Below are 16,090 nucleotides of genomic sequence, written 5' to 3'. Positions count from 1 at the left end.
CGTCCGGGGTCCAGAATAGCGTCTTGAGTAATCGATTACCCGCCCGGAGGAGTGTTTGGGAGTGGCTTGCGTGGCGGTGCGGGTGGCGGCCCCTCCCGCCTGCCCACCACCACCCTCGACGGACGCGCTCCGCGCGACCCCGCGGAATCAAACCCGCGGCGGTGCCAGCGCACGGCCCACAGCAAGCGGCTCCGCCGCTTACCAAACAGAACCTAGGAGGCAGTGTGGCCCGGATCGGCGTGATCAGCATTTCCGACGGGCGTGACCACGTGCACGCGCGCAACGCCCGGTTCATCCAGTCCAAACAGGACGCGCTCGTGAGCTCGCTGACTTCGGCGGGGCACGAGGTGATCGCGGGGCGCGACCTGGTGGCCACCAACGCGCTGGCTTCTTCGGTGGCGCGCGAGGTCGCCGCGGCGGGGGTGGACGTCACCATCTTCTACTACGCGGTGTGGAGCTTCCCGCACTTCACGATGCTGGCCGCGGACGCCACGCACAGTCCGCTGATCCTGGTCGCGAGCACCGATCCGACCGAGCCCGGCCTGGTCGGGATGCTCGCCGCGGGCGGCGCGCTGGACCAGATCGGCCGCACCCACACGAGGTTGTGGGGCGCGCCGGACGACGCGGACCTGGCCGCCCGGGCCGGTGCGCACGCGCGTGCCGCCTCCGCCGTCGCCTCGCTGCGCGGGTCGACGTTCGGCCGCTTCGGCGGACGCCCGATGGGCATGAACACCGCGGTCGCCAACACCGACCAGTGGATGCGCCAGTTCGGCGTCGACGTCGAGGAGATCGACCAGTACGAGGTGGTCCTGCGCGCCGAACAGGCCGACACCGGGGAGGCCGCGAAGGCCCGCGAGTGGCTGGAAGCCCACGCCGCCGGTGTCCACTACGACGGCAAGAAGCTCACGCCCGAGCTGCTGGAGCGGCAGATCCGGTCCTACCTCGCCATCCGCGACATCATCGAAGAGCGCAACCTCGACTTCTCCGGCATCAAGGGCCAGCCGGAACTGACCGAGCACTTCGCCACGATGGACGTCACCGAGGCATTCCTCAACGACCCCTACGACTGGAACGGTCCGAAACCGGTGCACGTCACCGCCACCGAGGCGGACATGGACGGCGCGCTGACCATGCAGATCATGCACAAGGTCTCGGGCGATCCGGTGCTGTTCGCCGACGTGCGTCACTACCACTCCGACCGCGACATCTGGGACCTGTGCAACTCCGGTCAGCACGCCACCTGGTACGCCGCGCGCAGCGACGACCCGGCGGAGAACCTGTCCAAAGTGCACCTCTACCCGGAGGTGTTCTTCTTCCCCGCGGGCGGCGCGTCCGTGCAGCACATCGCCGCGCCGGGGCGGATGACGCTGGGGCGCCTGACCCGGCAGGCGGGGGAGTACCGGCTGCAGCTGATGCTCGGCGAGTTCGAGAACTACGACGACGACACCAACGACACCCTGATGCGCCAGTCCACACCGGAGTGGCCGCACGCCTGGGCCCGGCTGGACGTGCCCGCGGAGACGTTCCTGTCCGAGTTCGGGGCCAACCACATCCACGCGATCCCGGGTGACCGGCGCGCCGAGCTGCGTGCCGTGGCCGCCCAGCTCGGCATCCGGCTGCACGAGTGGTCCCGTGACTGAGCTGCTGCTCGGCATCGATATCGGGACGTCGAGCTCGAAGGGTGTCCTGGTCACCCGGGACGGCGAGGTCGTCGCCCGCGCGTCGCGGGCGCACGAGACGTCGTGCCCGCATCCGGGATGGGTCGAGCACGACGCGGAAACCGTGTGGTGGGCAGACTTCCGCGCGCTGACCACCGAACTCGTCGCCGCGGCCGGTGACCGGAAGCTTGCCGCGCTCGCGGTCAGCGGCATCGGTCCCGTGCTGCTGCCCGCCGACGCCGACGGCACCCCGTTGCGGCCCGCGATCCTGTACGGGGTGGACACCCGCGCCTCGCGCGAGATCGGGGAGCTGACCGCGGAACTGGGCGCGGAGTCCATTGTGGAACGCGCGGGTACGGCACTGTCCTCGCAGGCGGTCGGTCCGAAGTGGCGGTGGCTGGCGCGGCACGAGCCGGAGGTGTTCCGCCGCACCCGGCTGTTCCTGATGTGCAGTTCCTACCTCGTGCACCGCCTGACCGGCGAGTACGTCCTGGACCACCACTCGGCCAGCCAGTGCGACCCGATGTACGACCTGCGCGCGGGTGACTGGGCCGCGGACTGGGCCGCGTTGTGCGCGCCCGGCATCGAACTGCCGCGCCTGGTCTGGCCGACCGAGGTGGCCGGTACCGTGAGCGCGGCCGCCGCCGCGGAAACCGGCCTCCCGCGAGGGCTTCCGGTCACCGCGGGCACGGTCGACGCGTGGGCCGAGGCCGCCAGCGTCGGCGTGAGCGATCCCGGCGACACGATGGTGATGTACGGGACGACGATGTTCCTGATCCAGGTGCTCGCCGATCCCCGCCCGCACACCGGGTTGTGGACCACGTGCGGCGCGTTCCCCGGCACCTACTCGCTCGCCGCCGGGATGGCCACCTCCGGTGCGATCACCGACTGGCTGCGCCGCCTGGTGGGCGGTGACTTCGCCGCGCTCGTCGGCGAGGCGGCGAAGGTTCCGGCGGGCAGCCGTGGGCTGCTGATGCTGCCGTACTTCGCGGGGGAGCGGACGCCGCTGTTCGACCCGGACGCGCGAGGCGTGCTGGCCGGCCTGACCACCGCGCACGGCATCGGCGAGCTGTACCGCGCGGCGCTGGAGGGCATCGCCTACGGCGTGCGGCACAACCTGGAGGCGATGCGGGACTCCGGCGGCGTGGCGGGGCGGCTCGTCGCGGTCGGGGGCGGCACGCAGGGTGGGTTGTGGACACAGATCGTCAGCGATGTGACCGGCACTGAGCAGCAGGTGCCCGCCGAGACCATCGGCGCGGCGTTCGGCGACGCATTCCTGGCCGCCGTCGCGATCGGTGTGGAACCGGACATCGCACGCTGGAATGCCGTCGCGGGCACGGTTCGCCCGGATCCGGCCGCTACGGACACCTATGACCGGTTTTATGCGCGGTACCGGGAACTCTACCCCTCCACCAAGGACATAACGCACTTTTTGGCCGAGCGTCAGCGCGACGCCGAGCACTAACCTGTCCGGGTGTTTTCCGAACCCACGGGCCAGGGCTGGCAGCAGGTCGGCGAGCTGGTGCTGGCGCTCGTCCTGTGCTCGTTGATCGGACTCGAACGCGAGCTGAAACAGAAGAGCGCGGGGCTGCGGACGCACACCCTCGTCGGGGTGGGGGCGGCCCTGTTCCTGCTGGTGAGCAAGTACGGCTTCACCGACGTGCTCGAGCAGGGGCGGATCGTGCTGGACCCGTCGCGGGTCGCGGCGCAGATCGTGTCCGGGATCGGCTTCATCGGTGGTGGGCTGATCTTCGTGCGCCGCGACGTGGTGCGCGGGCTGACCACGGCGGCCGTGGTGTGGATGAGCGTCGCCGTCGGGTGCGCGTGCGCGGCCGGGCTGCCGCTGCTCGCGCTGGTCGTGACGGCGGCGCACTTCCTGGTCGTCTACGGCTACCCGCCGCTGGTGCGCGTGCTGACCCGCAGCAGCCCGGCCACCGCCACCGTCCGCCTGACCTACCGCGACGGCGAGGGCGCGCTGCGGCGGATCCTCGAACTGGCGACACGGTCCGGCTACTCGGTCGAACAGGCCCGCACCGCCCGCCACGACGAGGACCGGCTGATCGACCTGCGGATGCGCCTGCTCGGCCCGCGCGGTGTCACCGGCCTGCTCGCCACGCTCGCCGACCAGCCGGGGATCGTGGCCGTCGAGACCGGGGACATCGACGACGCCAGCGAGTAGTCATCGCAGGTCAGCAAGCTTTCTTACCCCGAGCGGGTGAAAAGCGGACGGTGGTGTTCCCGTCAGGTAACGATTGACGCTCGGCTCGCGAGGAATGGTTGACGCGCTCACTGGAAGCGCGGTGAGTCGAGAGAAGACGACGCCATGGGTGTTGTTCCCACGGTGGGCCCCGGCCCGGGACCGCGGCGGCCGCTGTCGAGTTCGATGGCCGTGTTCGCCGGCCTCGGTGTGCTGCTCACGGTAGGCCTGACCTCGATGCTCATCGCGGGCGCGCGTGGCGCGGACCCGGTGGTGGGCGCCCTCAACGGCGCCGGCGCGGCGGTGGAGGCGCCGGTCGCGCCGGTGCCGCAGGTGTCCTACGCCGTGACCTACGAGCTCAGCGGCGGCGCGGGCGCGCTCAACGTCACCTACGTGGCGCGTGGCTCCGACATCGCGCAGGTGCTCGACACCGACACGCCGTGGTCGGTGTCGGTCGAGCGGACCGGGCCGCAGGGCGCCGAACAGTACTTCAGCCTCACCGCGCGCAACGCCGGCCGCGGCACGCTGGTCTGCCGGATCACCGTCGACGGCGTGGTGGTCAGCGAGCGCTCCGTCTCGGCGCCGCAGGGGATGGTGCGCTGCTCGAAGTCGCTGCCCTGATCCGGCGTACGGCACGATTCACCGGGTGAACGGAGCGACCCTGCAGACCGGGCCGATGCTGGCCGTCGTCCTCGTCGCGCTCGTCGCGATCGGTGCCCTCGCGATGGGGCTGGGCAGGCTCGGGCCGGGCTGGGCCGTCGTGACGGCCGCGGGCCGGGCGGTCGCCCAGCTGGCCGTGGTGTCGCTGCTGATCACCGCGGTGCTGCGGTCGGGATGGTGGACCGGGCTGTTCGTGCTGCTCATGTTCACGATCGCCGCGGTCACCTCGGCCCGGCGGATCGGGGTCCCGGTGCGGCGGCTGCCGTGGATCGCCGTCGCGCTGGCCAGTGGTCTGGTGCCGGTGCTGGCGCTCGTGCTCGGGCTCGGCGTGGTGCCGGTGCAGCCGATCGCGGTCGTGCCGATCGCCGGGATCGTCATCGGGGGCGCGATGACCGCGACCTCCCAGGCCGCGCGGCGCGCTCTCGACGAGCTGAGCTCACGCCACGGTGAGTACGAGGCCGCTCTCGCGCTCGGCTTCCTGCGGCGCGCGGCGGCGCTGGAGATCTGCCGTCCCAGTGCCGGCCAGGCGCTGATCCCGGCGCTCGACCAGACCCGCACGGTCGGGCTCGTGACGCTGCCCGGCGCGTACGTCGGTGTGCTGCTCGGCGGTGCGAGCCCGGTGCAGGCCGGGGTGACGCAGGTGCTGGTCCTGCTGGGGCTGCTGGCGGCCGAATCCGTGGCGGTGCTGGTGACGGTCCAGTTGGTCGCGGCGGGATCGATCGAACGCGGTTAGCGTAGGGGCATGACTGTTGCGGACTTGGTGATCGACGGGTTCGACCGCGTCCAGGAGGTCGTGCACGAGGCCGTCGACGGGCTGACCGAAGACGAGCTGACGGAGCGCCTCGACCCGGGCGCGAACTCGATCGCCTGGCTGGTCTGGCACCTCACGCGCGTGCAGGACGACCACATCGCCGACCTGGCTGGCACGCCGCAGGTGTGGACGGACCAGGGCTGGCACGAGCGGTTCGGGTTGCCGTTCGGTCCCGAGGCCACCGGTTACGGACACAGCGCGAAGGACGTCGCCGCGGTGCGCGCGTCAGCGAAGTTGCTCGGCGGCTACGCCGACGCGGTGCACGACCAAGTCGTGTCGTGGCTCGGCTCGCTGCGGGAGGACCGGCTGGACCAGGTGGTCGACGAGGCGTGGGACCCGCCGGTCACCCTGGGCGTCCGGCTGGTCAGCGTCCTGTCCGACGACCTGCAGCACGCCGGGCAGGCCGCGTTCGTGCGGGGTGTCCTGGAGCGCCGTTAGGGCGGCGGGAACTCGGCCGCGACCTCGGCGGCGTCGTCCATCGTCGCCGGGCCGGGGTGCCCGCCGCCGGGTGCCGCCTCGGCGATCACGACGAGCGAGCCGCTGCGGCGGGAGCCGTAGTACTCGCCGGTGAACTCGACCCCGGTCAGATCGAGAGCGGACGCGGCCAGCGGCTCGACGTTGCCGGTGCCGTCGGTGTCGGCGAGGTCCTTGAGGTCGTCGGCACTGCCCGCGGAGGGCATCCGCACCCAGGCGATCGAGACGACCACGGTGTTTCCCCGCGTGTCGCCGATCGCGAGGAGAACGCGGTCCAGCTTGCGGCAGGGATGGCGCGCGAAGAACTCCCGCACCTGACCGTAGGAGTGCGCCGTGCAGGTCAGCTCGGCACGGGCGGTCTGCCTGAGCTGCCGGAGCCCCATGCGGGACCAGGCTTGCTGGCGCTGGCCCTTGCGTGCCGCGTCCTTGCCCGCGCTCTTGCCCTGCGCGGAGGGCGGTGATTCGAGCGCGGCGCCGCCGCCCGTGGAAAGTCCCGTTCCGCCCGCGACGAGCGCTCCCGCCGCCACCGCGGCGAGTGCCGCCGCGCCCCCCTTCTTGTTGTGCCGTGGTCTGATTCTCCCCTGCGGATCCCGGTAAAAACCATCAGGTGCCATGATCCGGAATACTTGCCGTTTCACTCCATTGGTGCTCCCCTTTCTTCCGAAATCGCTCGAACGGCCCAGTCCGTCTTTGCCCGGTATTTCGAAGTCTCGCGGAATCCGGAGAAGATCCGCTGGTCGCGACTAGCAAAACGGGTAACGTCCGAAACGGACTGTCGGGCAACTGAGGGTGTTCTCCCGCCGTCATACGAACAGGGTCCGGGACCAACCACCTGGACGTTGCCGCTCCCGGGCCGGAACTGACACCGTCGAAGACATGCAGGCCTTCACACTGCCCGAGTTCTACGTCCCCTATCCGGCCAGGCTCAACCCGAACCTGGCGGGCGCCCGCGCGCACAGCATGGACTGGGCGCGCCGCATGGGCATGCTCGACGCGACCACGCCCGGCGGGGGTGTCGTGTGGACCGAGGCGGCGCTGGCCGAGATGGACTACGCCCTCATGTGCGCCTACACGCACCCGGACTGCGAAGGCCCGGCGCTCGACCTGATCACCGACTGGTACGTGTGGGTGTTCTTCTTCGACGACGATTTCCTCGAACAGTTCAAGTACTCCCGCGACACCGCGGGCGCGCAGCACTACCTGGACCGGCTGGAGCTGTTCATGACGGCGCCCGGCCAGGAGCCGCCGGAGCCGGAGAACGCCTCCGAGGCCGGTCTCAAGGACCTGTGGCAACGCACGGTTCCGGCGATGTCGGACGGGTGGCGGCGGCGGTTCACGCTCAGCACCCACAACCTGATGGTCGAGTCGATGTGGGAGCTGGCCAACATCGACCTCGGCCGTGTCGCCAACCCCATCGAGTACATCCAGATGCGGCGCCGGGTGGGCGGCGCGCCGTGGTCGGCGAACCTGGTCGAGTACGCGGTGCGTGCCGAAGTGCCGGACCGGCTCGCCGCGACCCGGCCGGTCGAGGTACTGTCCGACACGTTCGCCGACGCCGTGCACCTGCGCAACGACCTGTTCTCCTACCAGCGGGAGGTGCAGGAGGAGGGCGAGAACTCCAACGCGGTGCTGGTGCTCGAACGCTTCCTCGGCTGCTCCACGCAGGAGGCCGCGGAGCTGGTCAACGACCTGCTGACCTCGCGGCTGCAGCAGTTCGAGGACACCGCGCTGACCGACATTCCGGCCCTGCTCGCCGACAACGCCGCCCTGCCGCACGAGCAGGTTGCGGTCGGCGCGTACGTCAAGGGCCTGCAGGACTGGCAGTCCGGCGGGCACGAGTGGCACGCCCGCTCCAGCCGGTACATGAACGAGGGCGCCGCGGGCTCCGCGCCCGGACGGCTGTCCCCCGGCCCGGTCCTGCGCACCCGGACGCGTCAGCGTGACCACGTCCCGTTCACGCGGTGCGGGCCGTTGCCGCTGCCCGAGATCTACATGCCCTACGCCTTCCGCATGAGCCCGCACCTGGACGCGGCACGCGACCGGAACGCGGAGTGGTGCCGCGAGATGGGTTTCTACGATTCGCTGCCGGGCGTGGAGGCCGGCGGTGTCTGGGACGAGGAGCGGCTGCGCGGCATCGACCTCGCCCACTGCGCCGCGATGATTCACGCCGATGCCGATGTGGAGCAGCTGCACCTGTCTTCGGCGTGGCTGGCGTGGGGCACCTACGGCGACGACCTGTTCCCCGCGCTGTTCGGCGCGAACCACAACGTCCCGGCGGCGAAGGTGACCAACGACCGGCTGTCCCTGTTCATGCCGCTGGACGCGGGGGAGACCCCGGAACCGCTGTCGCCGCTGGAGCGCGGCCTGCAGGACCTGTGGCGCCGCACGGCGGAACCGATGAGCGGCGACGCGCGGCGGGTGTTCCGCAAGGCCGTCGAGGACATGACCCTGAGCTGGGTGTGGGAGGTCGCCAACCAGGCGCAGAACCGCATCCCCGACCCGATCGACTACGTCGAGATGCGGCGCCGGACGTTCGGGTCGGACATGACGATGAGCCTGGCCCGGGTCACGCACCTGACCGCGGTGCCGCCGGAGCTGTTCGGCACCCGCACCCTGCGGGAGCTGGAGACCGCGGCGCAGGACTACGCCTGCTTCGCCAACGACCTGTTCTCCTACCGGAAGGAGATCGAGTTCGAAGGCGAGCTGCACAACATGGTGCTGGTGGTCGAGCACTTCCTCGGACTGGACCGGCTGCGGGCCCGTGACGTGGTGAACGACCTGATGACGGCGCGGATGCGCCAGTTCGAACACATCCTCGCCACGGACCTGCCGCGGCTCTTCGAGGACTTCGAACTGGATCAGCCCGCCCGCGACGCACTCACCCTGCACGCCGACGAGCTCAAGGACTGGATGTCCGGCATCCTCGAATGGCACCGCCAGTGCGTGCGCTACACCGAACCCGAGCTGAAACGACTGACCACCCCACCAGCCCCGGCGAGCGGCTTCCCGGCCGGTCTGGGCATGGCGGCACTCCGGCTGGCCGATCGATTCCGGGCGGCCGGCGCCTGACCCGGCATCCACCGCGCCGATCTCGCGGTTGCACTTCGCGGCCGCGGCGCGAGGCACAACCGCCGCCAGGGGACCGGCGCTCTGTTGCCGGATGTCGTCCTCCGCCACTCGGCTTCGCGCACTGCTCACCGCGCGCAGCTGCCGCGTCGGTCGGGGCGTGCCTCAGCCGCGCCCGCTCGCCTCCTTGGCCCCGCGCACCGCGAGCTTGTCCGCGCGCTCGTTCTCGGGGTGACCGGCGTGGCCCTTGACCCAGTGCCACTGCACCTCGTGCTCACCGATGGCCTTGTCGAGGCGTTGCCACAGGTCGGCGTTCTTCACCGGCTCGCGGCTCGCGGTCTGCCAGCCGTTGGTCTTCCAGCGGGGCATCCACTGCATGACACCGTTGCGCACGTAGCTGGAGTCCGTGTACACCCGCACCACGGACGGTCGTTTCAGGGCCTCCAGCGCGCGGATCGGTGCCATCAGTTCCATGCGGTTGTTGGTCGTGGTGCCGGGCTCGCCGCCGTAGAGCTCCTTCTCGTGCCGCCCGTACCGCAGCACCGCGCCCCACCCGCCGGGGCCAGGATTCCCGCTGCAGGCGCCGTCGGTGTAGATATCCACGACCGGCTCGTCCTCCCGCACGCGCGAAAGCGTAGCAGCGGCAACGAAACGTCCTGGTCACGGCCGGGAAGAATCATGAACGCGCCCGTAACTTCCGCGCGCCGGCCGCGACTTCCACGGCGAGGCCCCCGGACTCACCCGTGGGAGTGCATCATGCGTTACCGGCCCATCGGCAGCGATCCTCGGGACGAGCGGCTCGGCCGCTACCTCCCGGACGACTGGCGCCACCTCGAGCGTTTCCCGATCACCGCGCTCCCGGAGGTGGACCGTCCCACCGCCGTCCCGGTGGTGATCGGCGTCAACTGGTACGAGGCGTTCGACTCGCCCGAACGTGACGAGCGCTCCGGGGAGATGTTCGTGGCCGGAGACGGGAAACTCGGCCGGATCCGCGGCGGGCATTGCGTGTGCCTCGAACCGGGCAACGGCCCCGACCAGATGGACTGGTACCACTTCTACGACCAGGGCGGCGAAGGCGCGTGCGTCGGCTTCGGCTGGTCGCGCTGCATGACCCTGCTGAACAAGGGCCTCTACGCGGCGCGCTGGCTGTGGGACCGCGCCAAGGAACGCGACGAGTGGCCGCAGACCAACCCGGGCGACGACGAAGGCACCTCGGTGCGCGCTGCCGCGGAGGTGCTCGTCGCGGCCGGGCACGTCGACTGGAACCCCGCCTTCGCGGACGACTCCTCCGGTGAACGCACCGCGTACCAGCCCGATGTGGCGGACGGTCTTCTCGCTTTCCGCTGGGCGACCTCGTCCGCCGAGGTGCACCAGGTGCTCGCCAACACGCGCGCCGACGAGCTGAACGCGGTGCCGATCCTGAACTCGTGGGGCGAGAACTACTCGCACCGGGTGTGGATGCCCGACGACGTCCTGGACCGGCTCATCGCCGAGGACGGCGAAGTCGCGATCCCGACGGACCGCTGAGGACGCGAGGTGCGCGGTGCCGCAAGATCGCCGTTCACCACGGTGGGCGCGGGACGTCCTGCTCGGCCACGTGCCGCAGCACGACGTCCTCGGCGGGCTCGTCGACGGCGGGCAGGCTGTGCAGCATTCCCGCCGCGCGCAGCGCGCGTTCGACGGGGTGGGCCCCGGTGCCGGTGACCCGCAGTGCGACGTCGCGGCGCGCGGCGGTCTGCTGGGTCTCGACCAGCACGGTGAGTCCCGCGGTGCCGAGGAAGGTGACCTCGGACAGGTCGAGCACGAGCAGTGTCACCGCGCCGCGGAAGCGGTGCTCGATCGCTTCGGCGAGCCGGGGTGCGGTGGCCAGGTCGACGTCGCCACCGACCTCGACGAGGAGGGTGTGCGTGCTGGGCCGGGACACGTCGACGGCGAAGGCTCTCGACGCCGGGCCAGCGGTGGACCGCGGACCAGGAATGCCCTGCTGCCTGACGGAAACTGTGCGGGTGTTCGGAGAAGCCATGACCACGGTCTCCCATGTGCGGCGAGCGCCTGTCGGGAACGTCTGACGGCTACTTGCTCAACCGTGGTGTCATCCTACGCGTCCTTCCCGGGGTTCGGCGACCGCGCCGTCAGCGCCCGTCGAGACGTTCGGCGGCGGCGCGAAGGCTGGCCAGCGCCGCCGCCTCGTCCTGGCGGCCCGCGACGAACAGCAGGCACGCGCTCGCGACCCGTCCCGCACGCAACCGCACGGGCACCGCGAGCGAGGTGATGCCCGGGACGACCTCCCCGGTCGTGCGTACCGAACCGAGGTCGCGGGCCAGCGTGACCTCGGGACGTTCGTGCGGGCGCGGCGGCAGTGCGGCGAGGATCGCCAGGCCGGGTGCGCCGCGGGTGAGCGGGTGGCGCACGCCGGGCCGGTAGGACACCGGGCTGGCGGCGGCCTGCGGTTCGGCGGTGACCAGGGTCAGCGCCTCCTCGCCGTGGGGCACCGCGAGGAACGCGACGGTCGCGGTCTCTTCGGCGACCGCCGACAGCGCGGTCTGCGCGAGCGACTGCAGGTCCGAGCGCACCGCCGAGGCGACGGTGAGCACCGCGAGGCCGACCTCGTAGCGGCCGGCGTCGTCGCGGTGCAGGTAGCCGTTGGCCTCCAGGGTGCACAGCACGCGGTAGGCGATCGACCGGTGCAGGCCGGTGACCTCGGCGATCGTGGTCGTCGTGCACGGTGCGTGAGCGGCGACGGCTTCGAGGACGGCCAGGCCCCGTTCGAGTGTTTGCAGCCCCGCGCCGCCGACAACCTTGCCTTCCGCCATCCGCCCCTCGTACTGTTCCACTCAGAAATAGAACTGGCTGCTCGATAATAGAGTAAGGACAGCGTCGTGACCACGGTCGGCATCGTCGGGGCGGGTATCGCCGGGCTGCACCTGGGCTTGGCGCTGCGGGCCGCCGACGTGGACCTCACGCTGTACGCCGACCGGCCGCCGGAGGATCTCGCCGCTGCGCCGCTGCTCAACACCGTCGCGCACCACCACCCGCTGCTGGAGCGCGAGCGCGCGCTGGGCGTGCACCACTGGCCCGCGGCGCAGTTCGGCTACGGGGCCCACCATCACTGGATCGGGGGAGCGCGCTTCGCCGGCCGGTTCACCCACCCCTCCTGCGCGGTCGACCACCGCCTGTACCTGCCGCGGCTGGCCGGCGACCTGGAGGCGCGTGGCGGGCGGATCGAGGTCCGCGACGTCGGCCCGCGTGATCTCGGAGCGCTCGCCGGGCGGCACGACCTGCTCGTGATCGCCACCGGCCGGGGTGCGTTGAGCGGGTTGTTCCCGCGGCGCCCCGAGCACAGCCCGCACGACGCTCCGCGGCGGCTGCTGTGCGCGGGGCTCTACGCCGGCATTGCTCCGGCCGAGCCCGCGGCCGTCACTATCGGCGTCGCGCCCGGCCAGGGGGAGCTGCTGGAGATCCCGATGATGTCGCGGCACGGCCCGGTCACGGCGCTGCTGTTCGAGAACGTGCCGGGCGGTGATCTGGCGGTGCTGAACGAGCTGTCCCCGGCGCAGGACCCGGCGTTGTTCCGCAAGACGGTGCTGGACAAGCTGCGCGAGCACCACCCCGCCACCGCCGAGCGGGTGCTCGACGACTTTGCTCTGACCCATCCGAGTGATCTGCTGCAGGGCGCCGTTACTCCTGCCGTGCGCGAGGACTTCCTGCCGCTGGGGGAAGACCGGTTCGCACTCGCGCTGGGCGACGCGCACGTCGTGGTCGATCCGGTGATGGGCCAGGGCGCCAACATCGCCTCCTACAGCGCCGGAGTGGTGGCCGCCGGGATAGCCGCCGACACGGTGTACGACGAGCTGTTCTGCCGTCGGGTCGCGCGGTCCCGCGAGGAGGTGCTGCTCGGGGCGTCGGCGTGGACGAACCTGATGCTCGACCCGCCGCCGTGGCTGGACGAGCTGTGGCGGGGACTGGCGGCCGACCCGCGCCGGGCCGACACGTTCACCGACGGTTTCGACCACCCGGACCGGCAGTGGCGGCTGCTCGCGACGCGGCGACGCGTGCGGGCGTTCCTGAGCGGGTGACGCGAGAAAGGGAGGACAACGTGGTCCGATCGGCAACGCGGGTCCTGAGCACGCGCTCGGTGTCCGGCGGGGAGAGTGTCGACTACTGGCGGCACGTCATCTCCGACGCGTTCGTGCCGCTGGACGCGGTCGCGCCGGAACCGGAGTTCCGCGGCGAGGTGCGCATCGACCGTCTCGGCTCGACGCTGGTGTCCCAAGTGGACGCCGGACCGCACCGGGTGCGGCGCACGAAGGCGATGATCGGCGCGAGCGAGCGCGGGTACTACAAGCTGGGCCTTCAGGTGCGGGGCAGTTGCCTGCTGGTGCAGGACGGCCGCGAAGCAGTGCTCGGTCCCGGCGACTTCGCGATCTACGACACCGACCGGCCCTACACGCTGGCGTTCGGGCAGCCGACGTCGATGGCGGTGTTCATGTTCCCGCGCGAACGACTGCGGCTGGCGGCGGGCGGAGCGCGGCAGATCCTGGGACAGCGCATCGCGGCCGACGACGAACCGGGTGCGCTGCTGTCCCCGCTGTTCCGGCGCCTGGTGCACCGCCTCGGCCGGGACACCTCGCCGATGCCACTGGCGGACGCCGTGCTGGACCTGCTGTCCGCACTGCTGGCGGAACAGGTGGAGGTTCCCTCCGGCGACGCGGGCCACGATTCGCTCGTGCTGCGTGCCCAGTCCTACATCGACGCGCACCTGTCCGATCCGGACCTCTGCCCGGACGCGGTCGCCGCCGCGGTCCACATCTCGACCCGGTACCTGCAGAAGCTGTTCGCGGAGCAGGGATCGGGCGTCGCCGGGTGGATCCGCGCCCGGCGGCTCGAACAGTGCCGCCGTGACCTCGCCTCGCCGGATCCGGCCCGGTCGGTCGGCGCGGTGGGCGCTGCCTGGGGCCTGCCGGACGCGGCGCATTTCAGCCGCGCGTTCAAGGCCGCCTACGGCATGAGCCCCCGCGAGTTCCGCCGCCACGCGTTCGCGCATCGTCAAGAAGCGTTCGCCTGAGGGAAAGACCGGCGACGTGGACGGCGGCAGGATGGTCGGCAGGCCGATGTGGACATTCCCGCGCCGGCCGCCGGACCCACCTGTGAACGCGAGGAGCGACCATGCCGGACATCGGGATCATCGGCGCCGGGATCGCCGGCCTGCAGCTGGGCCTGTTGCTGCGGCGGCACGACGTCCCGGTCACCATCTACACCGACAAGACCGCTGCCCAGCTCGCCGGCGGGCGCCTGCTCAACAGTGTCGCCCACCACGCGCCCACGCTGACGCGCGAGCGTGCACTGGGCATCGACTTCTGGCCGGTCGAGGAGTACGGCTACTCCTGCCACCACCACTACCTCGGCGGCCCGGAACCGATGTCGTGGCGCGGCGACTTCGACGAGTGGTCCAGCGCGATCGACTACCGGCTCTACCTGCCCAAGCTCATCGAGACGTTCGAGGAGCGCGGCGGGCGCCTGGAGGTGCGGACGCTGCAGGCCGAGGACATCGAGCCGATCTCCGGCAGGCACGACCTGCTCGTCGTGGCGGCCGGGCGTGGCGCGTTCGCGGCGTTGTTCCCGCGCCGCCCCGAGCTGAGCCCGTATGACCGGCCGCAGCGCGTCCTGTCCGTCGGCCTCTACCACGGCATCGCCTACCCCGAACCCAAGGGCGTCACGATCAGCGTCTCGCCGGGGCACGGTGAGCTGCTGGAGATCCCGATGTACAGCGGGCACGGTTTCACCACCGCGCTGCTGTTCGAGAACGTGCCGGGCGGTGACCTGGAGGTCCTCGGCCGTCAGCGCTACGACGACGATCCGAAGTCCTACGAACGGCTGGTCCTGGACAAGCTCGCCAAGCACCACCCGCAGACCTTCGCGCGTGTCGACCCGGCGAGCTTCGCGCTGACCGGCCCGCTCGACCTGTTGCAGGGCGCGCTGACCCCGACGGTGCGACAGGACTACGCGAAGCTGCCCGACGGGAAGTTCGCGCTGGCCATCGGCGACGTGCACACGGTGGTCGACCCGGTCGTCGGGCAGGGCGCGAACTCGGCGTCGCATTCGGCGTGGGTCACCGGGCAGGCGATCCTGGCGGACTACGGGTTCGACGAGCTGTTCTGCCAGGACGTCGCGGCCCGCCGCGCGGACGTCGTGCTCGGCGCGGCCAACTGGACCAACCTGATGATCGGCCCGCCGCCGGAGCATCTGCTTCGACTGTTCGGCGCGATGTACGAGAACAAGGCGGTGGCGGACGAGTTCACCAACAACTTCGACTACCCGGACCGGCAGTGGCGCATCCTGGCCACCACCGAACGCACCAACGAGTTCCTCGCCCGCCGGGCGTCCTGAGGAAGGGATTTTGCCGTGTACCGCCTGACCGTCCTGTACCCGCCGCCCGCCGACCCCGAGCACTTCAAGCAGTACTACGTGAACACGCATCTGCCGCTGGCCGCGCGGCTGCCGGGCCTGCGTGCGTGGCGGTACAGCTTCGACGTGTCGGCGATGGCGGGGGAGAGCCCGTACTTCGCGATCTTCGAAGCCGAATTCGATTCGGCGGAGGCCATGGCGGCGGCGATGTCGTCGGATCAGGGCCGGGCCGTCGCCGCGGACGTGCCGAACTACGCCACGGGCGGGGCGCAGATCCTGCACCACGCTCCCGTCGAGGGCTCGTGACCACCACGATGGCGACCGACGCGCGCCGTTTCCGGACGGCGATGGGCCGGTTCGCCACCGGCGTCACGGTCATCACCACACGCACCGCGGACGGCGTGCACGGCATGACGGCCAACGGTTTCCTGTCCGTGTCGCTGGAGCCGCCGTTGATCCTGGTGTCGCTGGGGGCCTGCGCGATGGCCCGGTACCTGGAGGCGGGCGACCGGTACGCGGTGACGGTGCTGTCGGCCGACCAGGAGGCGGTATCCCGCCACTTCGGCGGCCGCCCTTGTTTCGACGTGCGTTTCGAGTCCCCGGGCGCCTTCGACTTCGTCCCCGGCGGCCTGGCCCGGATCGGCTGCCGGATCGTGGACCGCGTTCCCGCCGGGGACCACACGCTGTTCCTGGGGGAAGTCGAGCACCTGGACTACCGGGACGGCGCGCCGCTGCTCTTCTACACGGGCTCGTACCGGACCCTGCACGCCGGGCTGACGGAAGACGTGTTCTTCTACTGAGCCTGCGTAGCGAGGGGCC

17 protein-coding genes are annotated in these 16,090 nt (G+C 71.2%); 13 read left to right on the top strand and 4 right to left on the bottom strand.

Annotated features, from left to right (window positions below; all coding sequences use genetic code 11):
* Positions 1-224 precede the first annotated feature (224 nt).
* From HNR02_RS30155 to HNR02_RS30130, 6 genes are all read left to right on the top strand, one after another.
* The gene (locus tag HNR02_RS30155; protein ID WP_179777034.1) at positions 225-1,640 is read left to right on the top strand and encodes an L-fucose/L-arabinose isomerase family protein; all 1,416 of its coding nucleotides are present in this window, start codon (positions 225-227) and stop codon (positions 1,638-1,640) included.
* A complete protein-coding gene (locus HNR02_RS30150) occupies positions 1,633-3,123 on the top strand; it encodes an FGGY-family carbohydrate kinase (protein ID WP_179777033.1) in 1,491 nt (496 codons plus the stop codon). Before HNR02_RS30155 ends, HNR02_RS30150 begins: the two co-directional genes overlap by 8 nt.
* A gap of 9 nt (positions 3,124-3,132) precedes the next feature.
* Positions 3,133-3,837 carry an MgtC/SapB family protein gene (locus tag HNR02_RS30145; RefSeq protein ID WP_179777032.1) on the top strand — a complete coding sequence of 235 codons (705 nt, stop codon included), beginning with the start codon at positions 3,133-3,135 and terminating at the stop codon, positions 3,835-3,837.
* A gap of 144 nt (positions 3,838-3,981) precedes the next feature.
* Positions 3,982-4,476: an MmpS family transport accessory protein gene (locus HNR02_RS30140; RefSeq protein WP_246339312.1), complete on the top strand. Its 495-nt coding sequence runs from the start codon at positions 3,982-3,984 to the stop codon at positions 4,474-4,476.
* A 55-nt stretch (positions 4,477-4,531) separates the two neighbouring features.
* A complete protein-coding gene (locus HNR02_RS30135; RefSeq protein ID WP_179777930.1) occupies positions 4,532-5,248 on the top strand; it encodes an ABC transporter permease in 717 nt (238 codons plus the stop codon).
* A 9-nt stretch (positions 5,249-5,257) separates the two neighbouring features.
* Complete coding sequence (locus HNR02_RS30130; protein WP_179777031.1) at positions 5,258-5,764, top strand: mycothiol transferase; 507 nt, start codon at positions 5,258-5,260, stop codon at positions 5,762-5,764.
* Here HNR02_RS30130 and HNR02_RS30125 read toward each other — a convergent pair.
* Positions 5,761-6,414: a hypothetical protein gene (locus tag HNR02_RS30125; protein ID WP_179777030.1), complete on the bottom strand. Its 654-nt coding sequence runs from the start codon at positions 6,412-6,414 to the stop codon at positions 5,761-5,763. The two genes, HNR02_RS30130 and HNR02_RS30125, sit on opposite strands and share 4 nt — an antisense overlap.
* Before the next feature lie 262 nt (positions 6,415-6,676).
* Between HNR02_RS30125 and HNR02_RS30120 the strand changes: the two genes are divergently transcribed.
* On the top strand, positions 6,677-8,869 hold the full coding sequence (locus tag HNR02_RS30120; RefSeq protein ID WP_179777029.1) for a terpene synthase family protein: 2,193 nt from the start codon (positions 6,677-6,679) through the stop codon (positions 8,867-8,869).
* A gap of 162 nt (positions 8,870-9,031) precedes the next feature.
* Here HNR02_RS30120 and rnhA read toward each other — a convergent pair whose 3' ends face one another.
* Positions 9,032-9,490 (bottom strand): ribonuclease HI, encoded by a 459-nt coding sequence (rnhA, locus tag HNR02_RS30115; protein ID WP_179777028.1) that lies wholly within the window; start codon positions 9,488-9,490, stop codon positions 9,032-9,034.
* Positions 9,491-9,622: 132 nt separating this feature from the next.
* On the opposite strand from rnhA, the gene HNR02_RS30110 reads away from it, so the two are divergent.
* Complete coding sequence (locus HNR02_RS30110; protein ID WP_179777027.1) at positions 9,623-10,393, top strand: hypothetical protein; 771 nt, start codon at positions 9,623-9,625, stop codon at positions 10,391-10,393.
* A gap of 34 nt (positions 10,394-10,427) precedes the next feature.
* Here HNR02_RS30110 and HNR02_RS30105 read toward each other — a convergent pair whose 3' ends face one another.
* Entirely contained in the window at positions 10,428-10,790 is a 363-nt protein-coding gene (locus tag HNR02_RS30105) for an STAS domain-containing protein (RefSeq protein WP_312861220.1), read from the bottom strand.
* 208 nt (positions 10,791-10,998) lie between these two features.
* Complete coding sequence (locus HNR02_RS30100) at positions 10,999-11,700, bottom strand: IclR family transcriptional regulator (RefSeq protein WP_312861219.1); 702 nt, start codon at positions 11,698-11,700, stop codon at positions 10,999-11,001.
* 45 nt (positions 11,701-11,745) lie between these two features.
* On the opposite strand from HNR02_RS30100, the gene HNR02_RS30095 reads away from it, so the two are divergent.
* The 5 genes from HNR02_RS30095 (at position 11,746) to HNR02_RS30075 (ending at position 16,071) form a co-directional block, all read left to right on the top strand.
* Complete coding sequence (locus tag HNR02_RS30095; protein ID WP_179777025.1) at positions 11,746-12,942, top strand: styrene monooxygenase/indole monooxygenase family protein; 1,197 nt, start codon at positions 11,746-11,748, stop codon at positions 12,940-12,942.
* 20 nt (positions 12,943-12,962) lie between these two features.
* Positions 12,963-13,931 (top strand): AraC-like ligand-binding domain-containing protein, encoded by a 969-nt coding sequence (locus HNR02_RS30090; RefSeq protein ID WP_179777024.1) that lies wholly within the window; start codon positions 12,963-12,965, stop codon positions 13,929-13,931.
* Between the two features lie 101 nt (positions 13,932-14,032).
* Entirely contained in the window at positions 14,033-15,253 is a 1,221-nt protein-coding gene (locus HNR02_RS30085) for a styrene monooxygenase/indole monooxygenase family protein (RefSeq protein ID WP_179777023.1), read from the top strand.
* A gap of 15 nt (positions 15,254-15,268) precedes the next feature.
* Positions 15,269-15,577 carry an EthD family reductase gene (locus HNR02_RS30080; protein WP_179777022.1) on the top strand — a complete coding sequence of 103 codons (309 nt, stop codon included), beginning with the start codon at positions 15,269-15,271 and terminating at the stop codon, positions 15,575-15,577.
* A complete protein-coding gene (locus HNR02_RS30075; protein WP_312861218.1) occupies positions 15,574-16,071 on the top strand; it encodes a flavin reductase family protein in 498 nt (165 codons plus the stop codon). Before HNR02_RS30080 ends, HNR02_RS30075 begins: the two co-directional genes overlap by 4 nt.
* Positions 16,072-16,090 lie beyond the last annotated feature (19 nt).

This window comes from Amycolatopsis endophytica (assembly GCF_013410405.1).
GTDB lineage: Bacteria > Actinomycetota > Actinomycetes > Mycobacteriales > Pseudonocardiaceae > Amycolatopsis_E > Amycolatopsis_E endophytica.
This window is presented reverse-complemented; position numbering and strand designations above follow the sequence as displayed.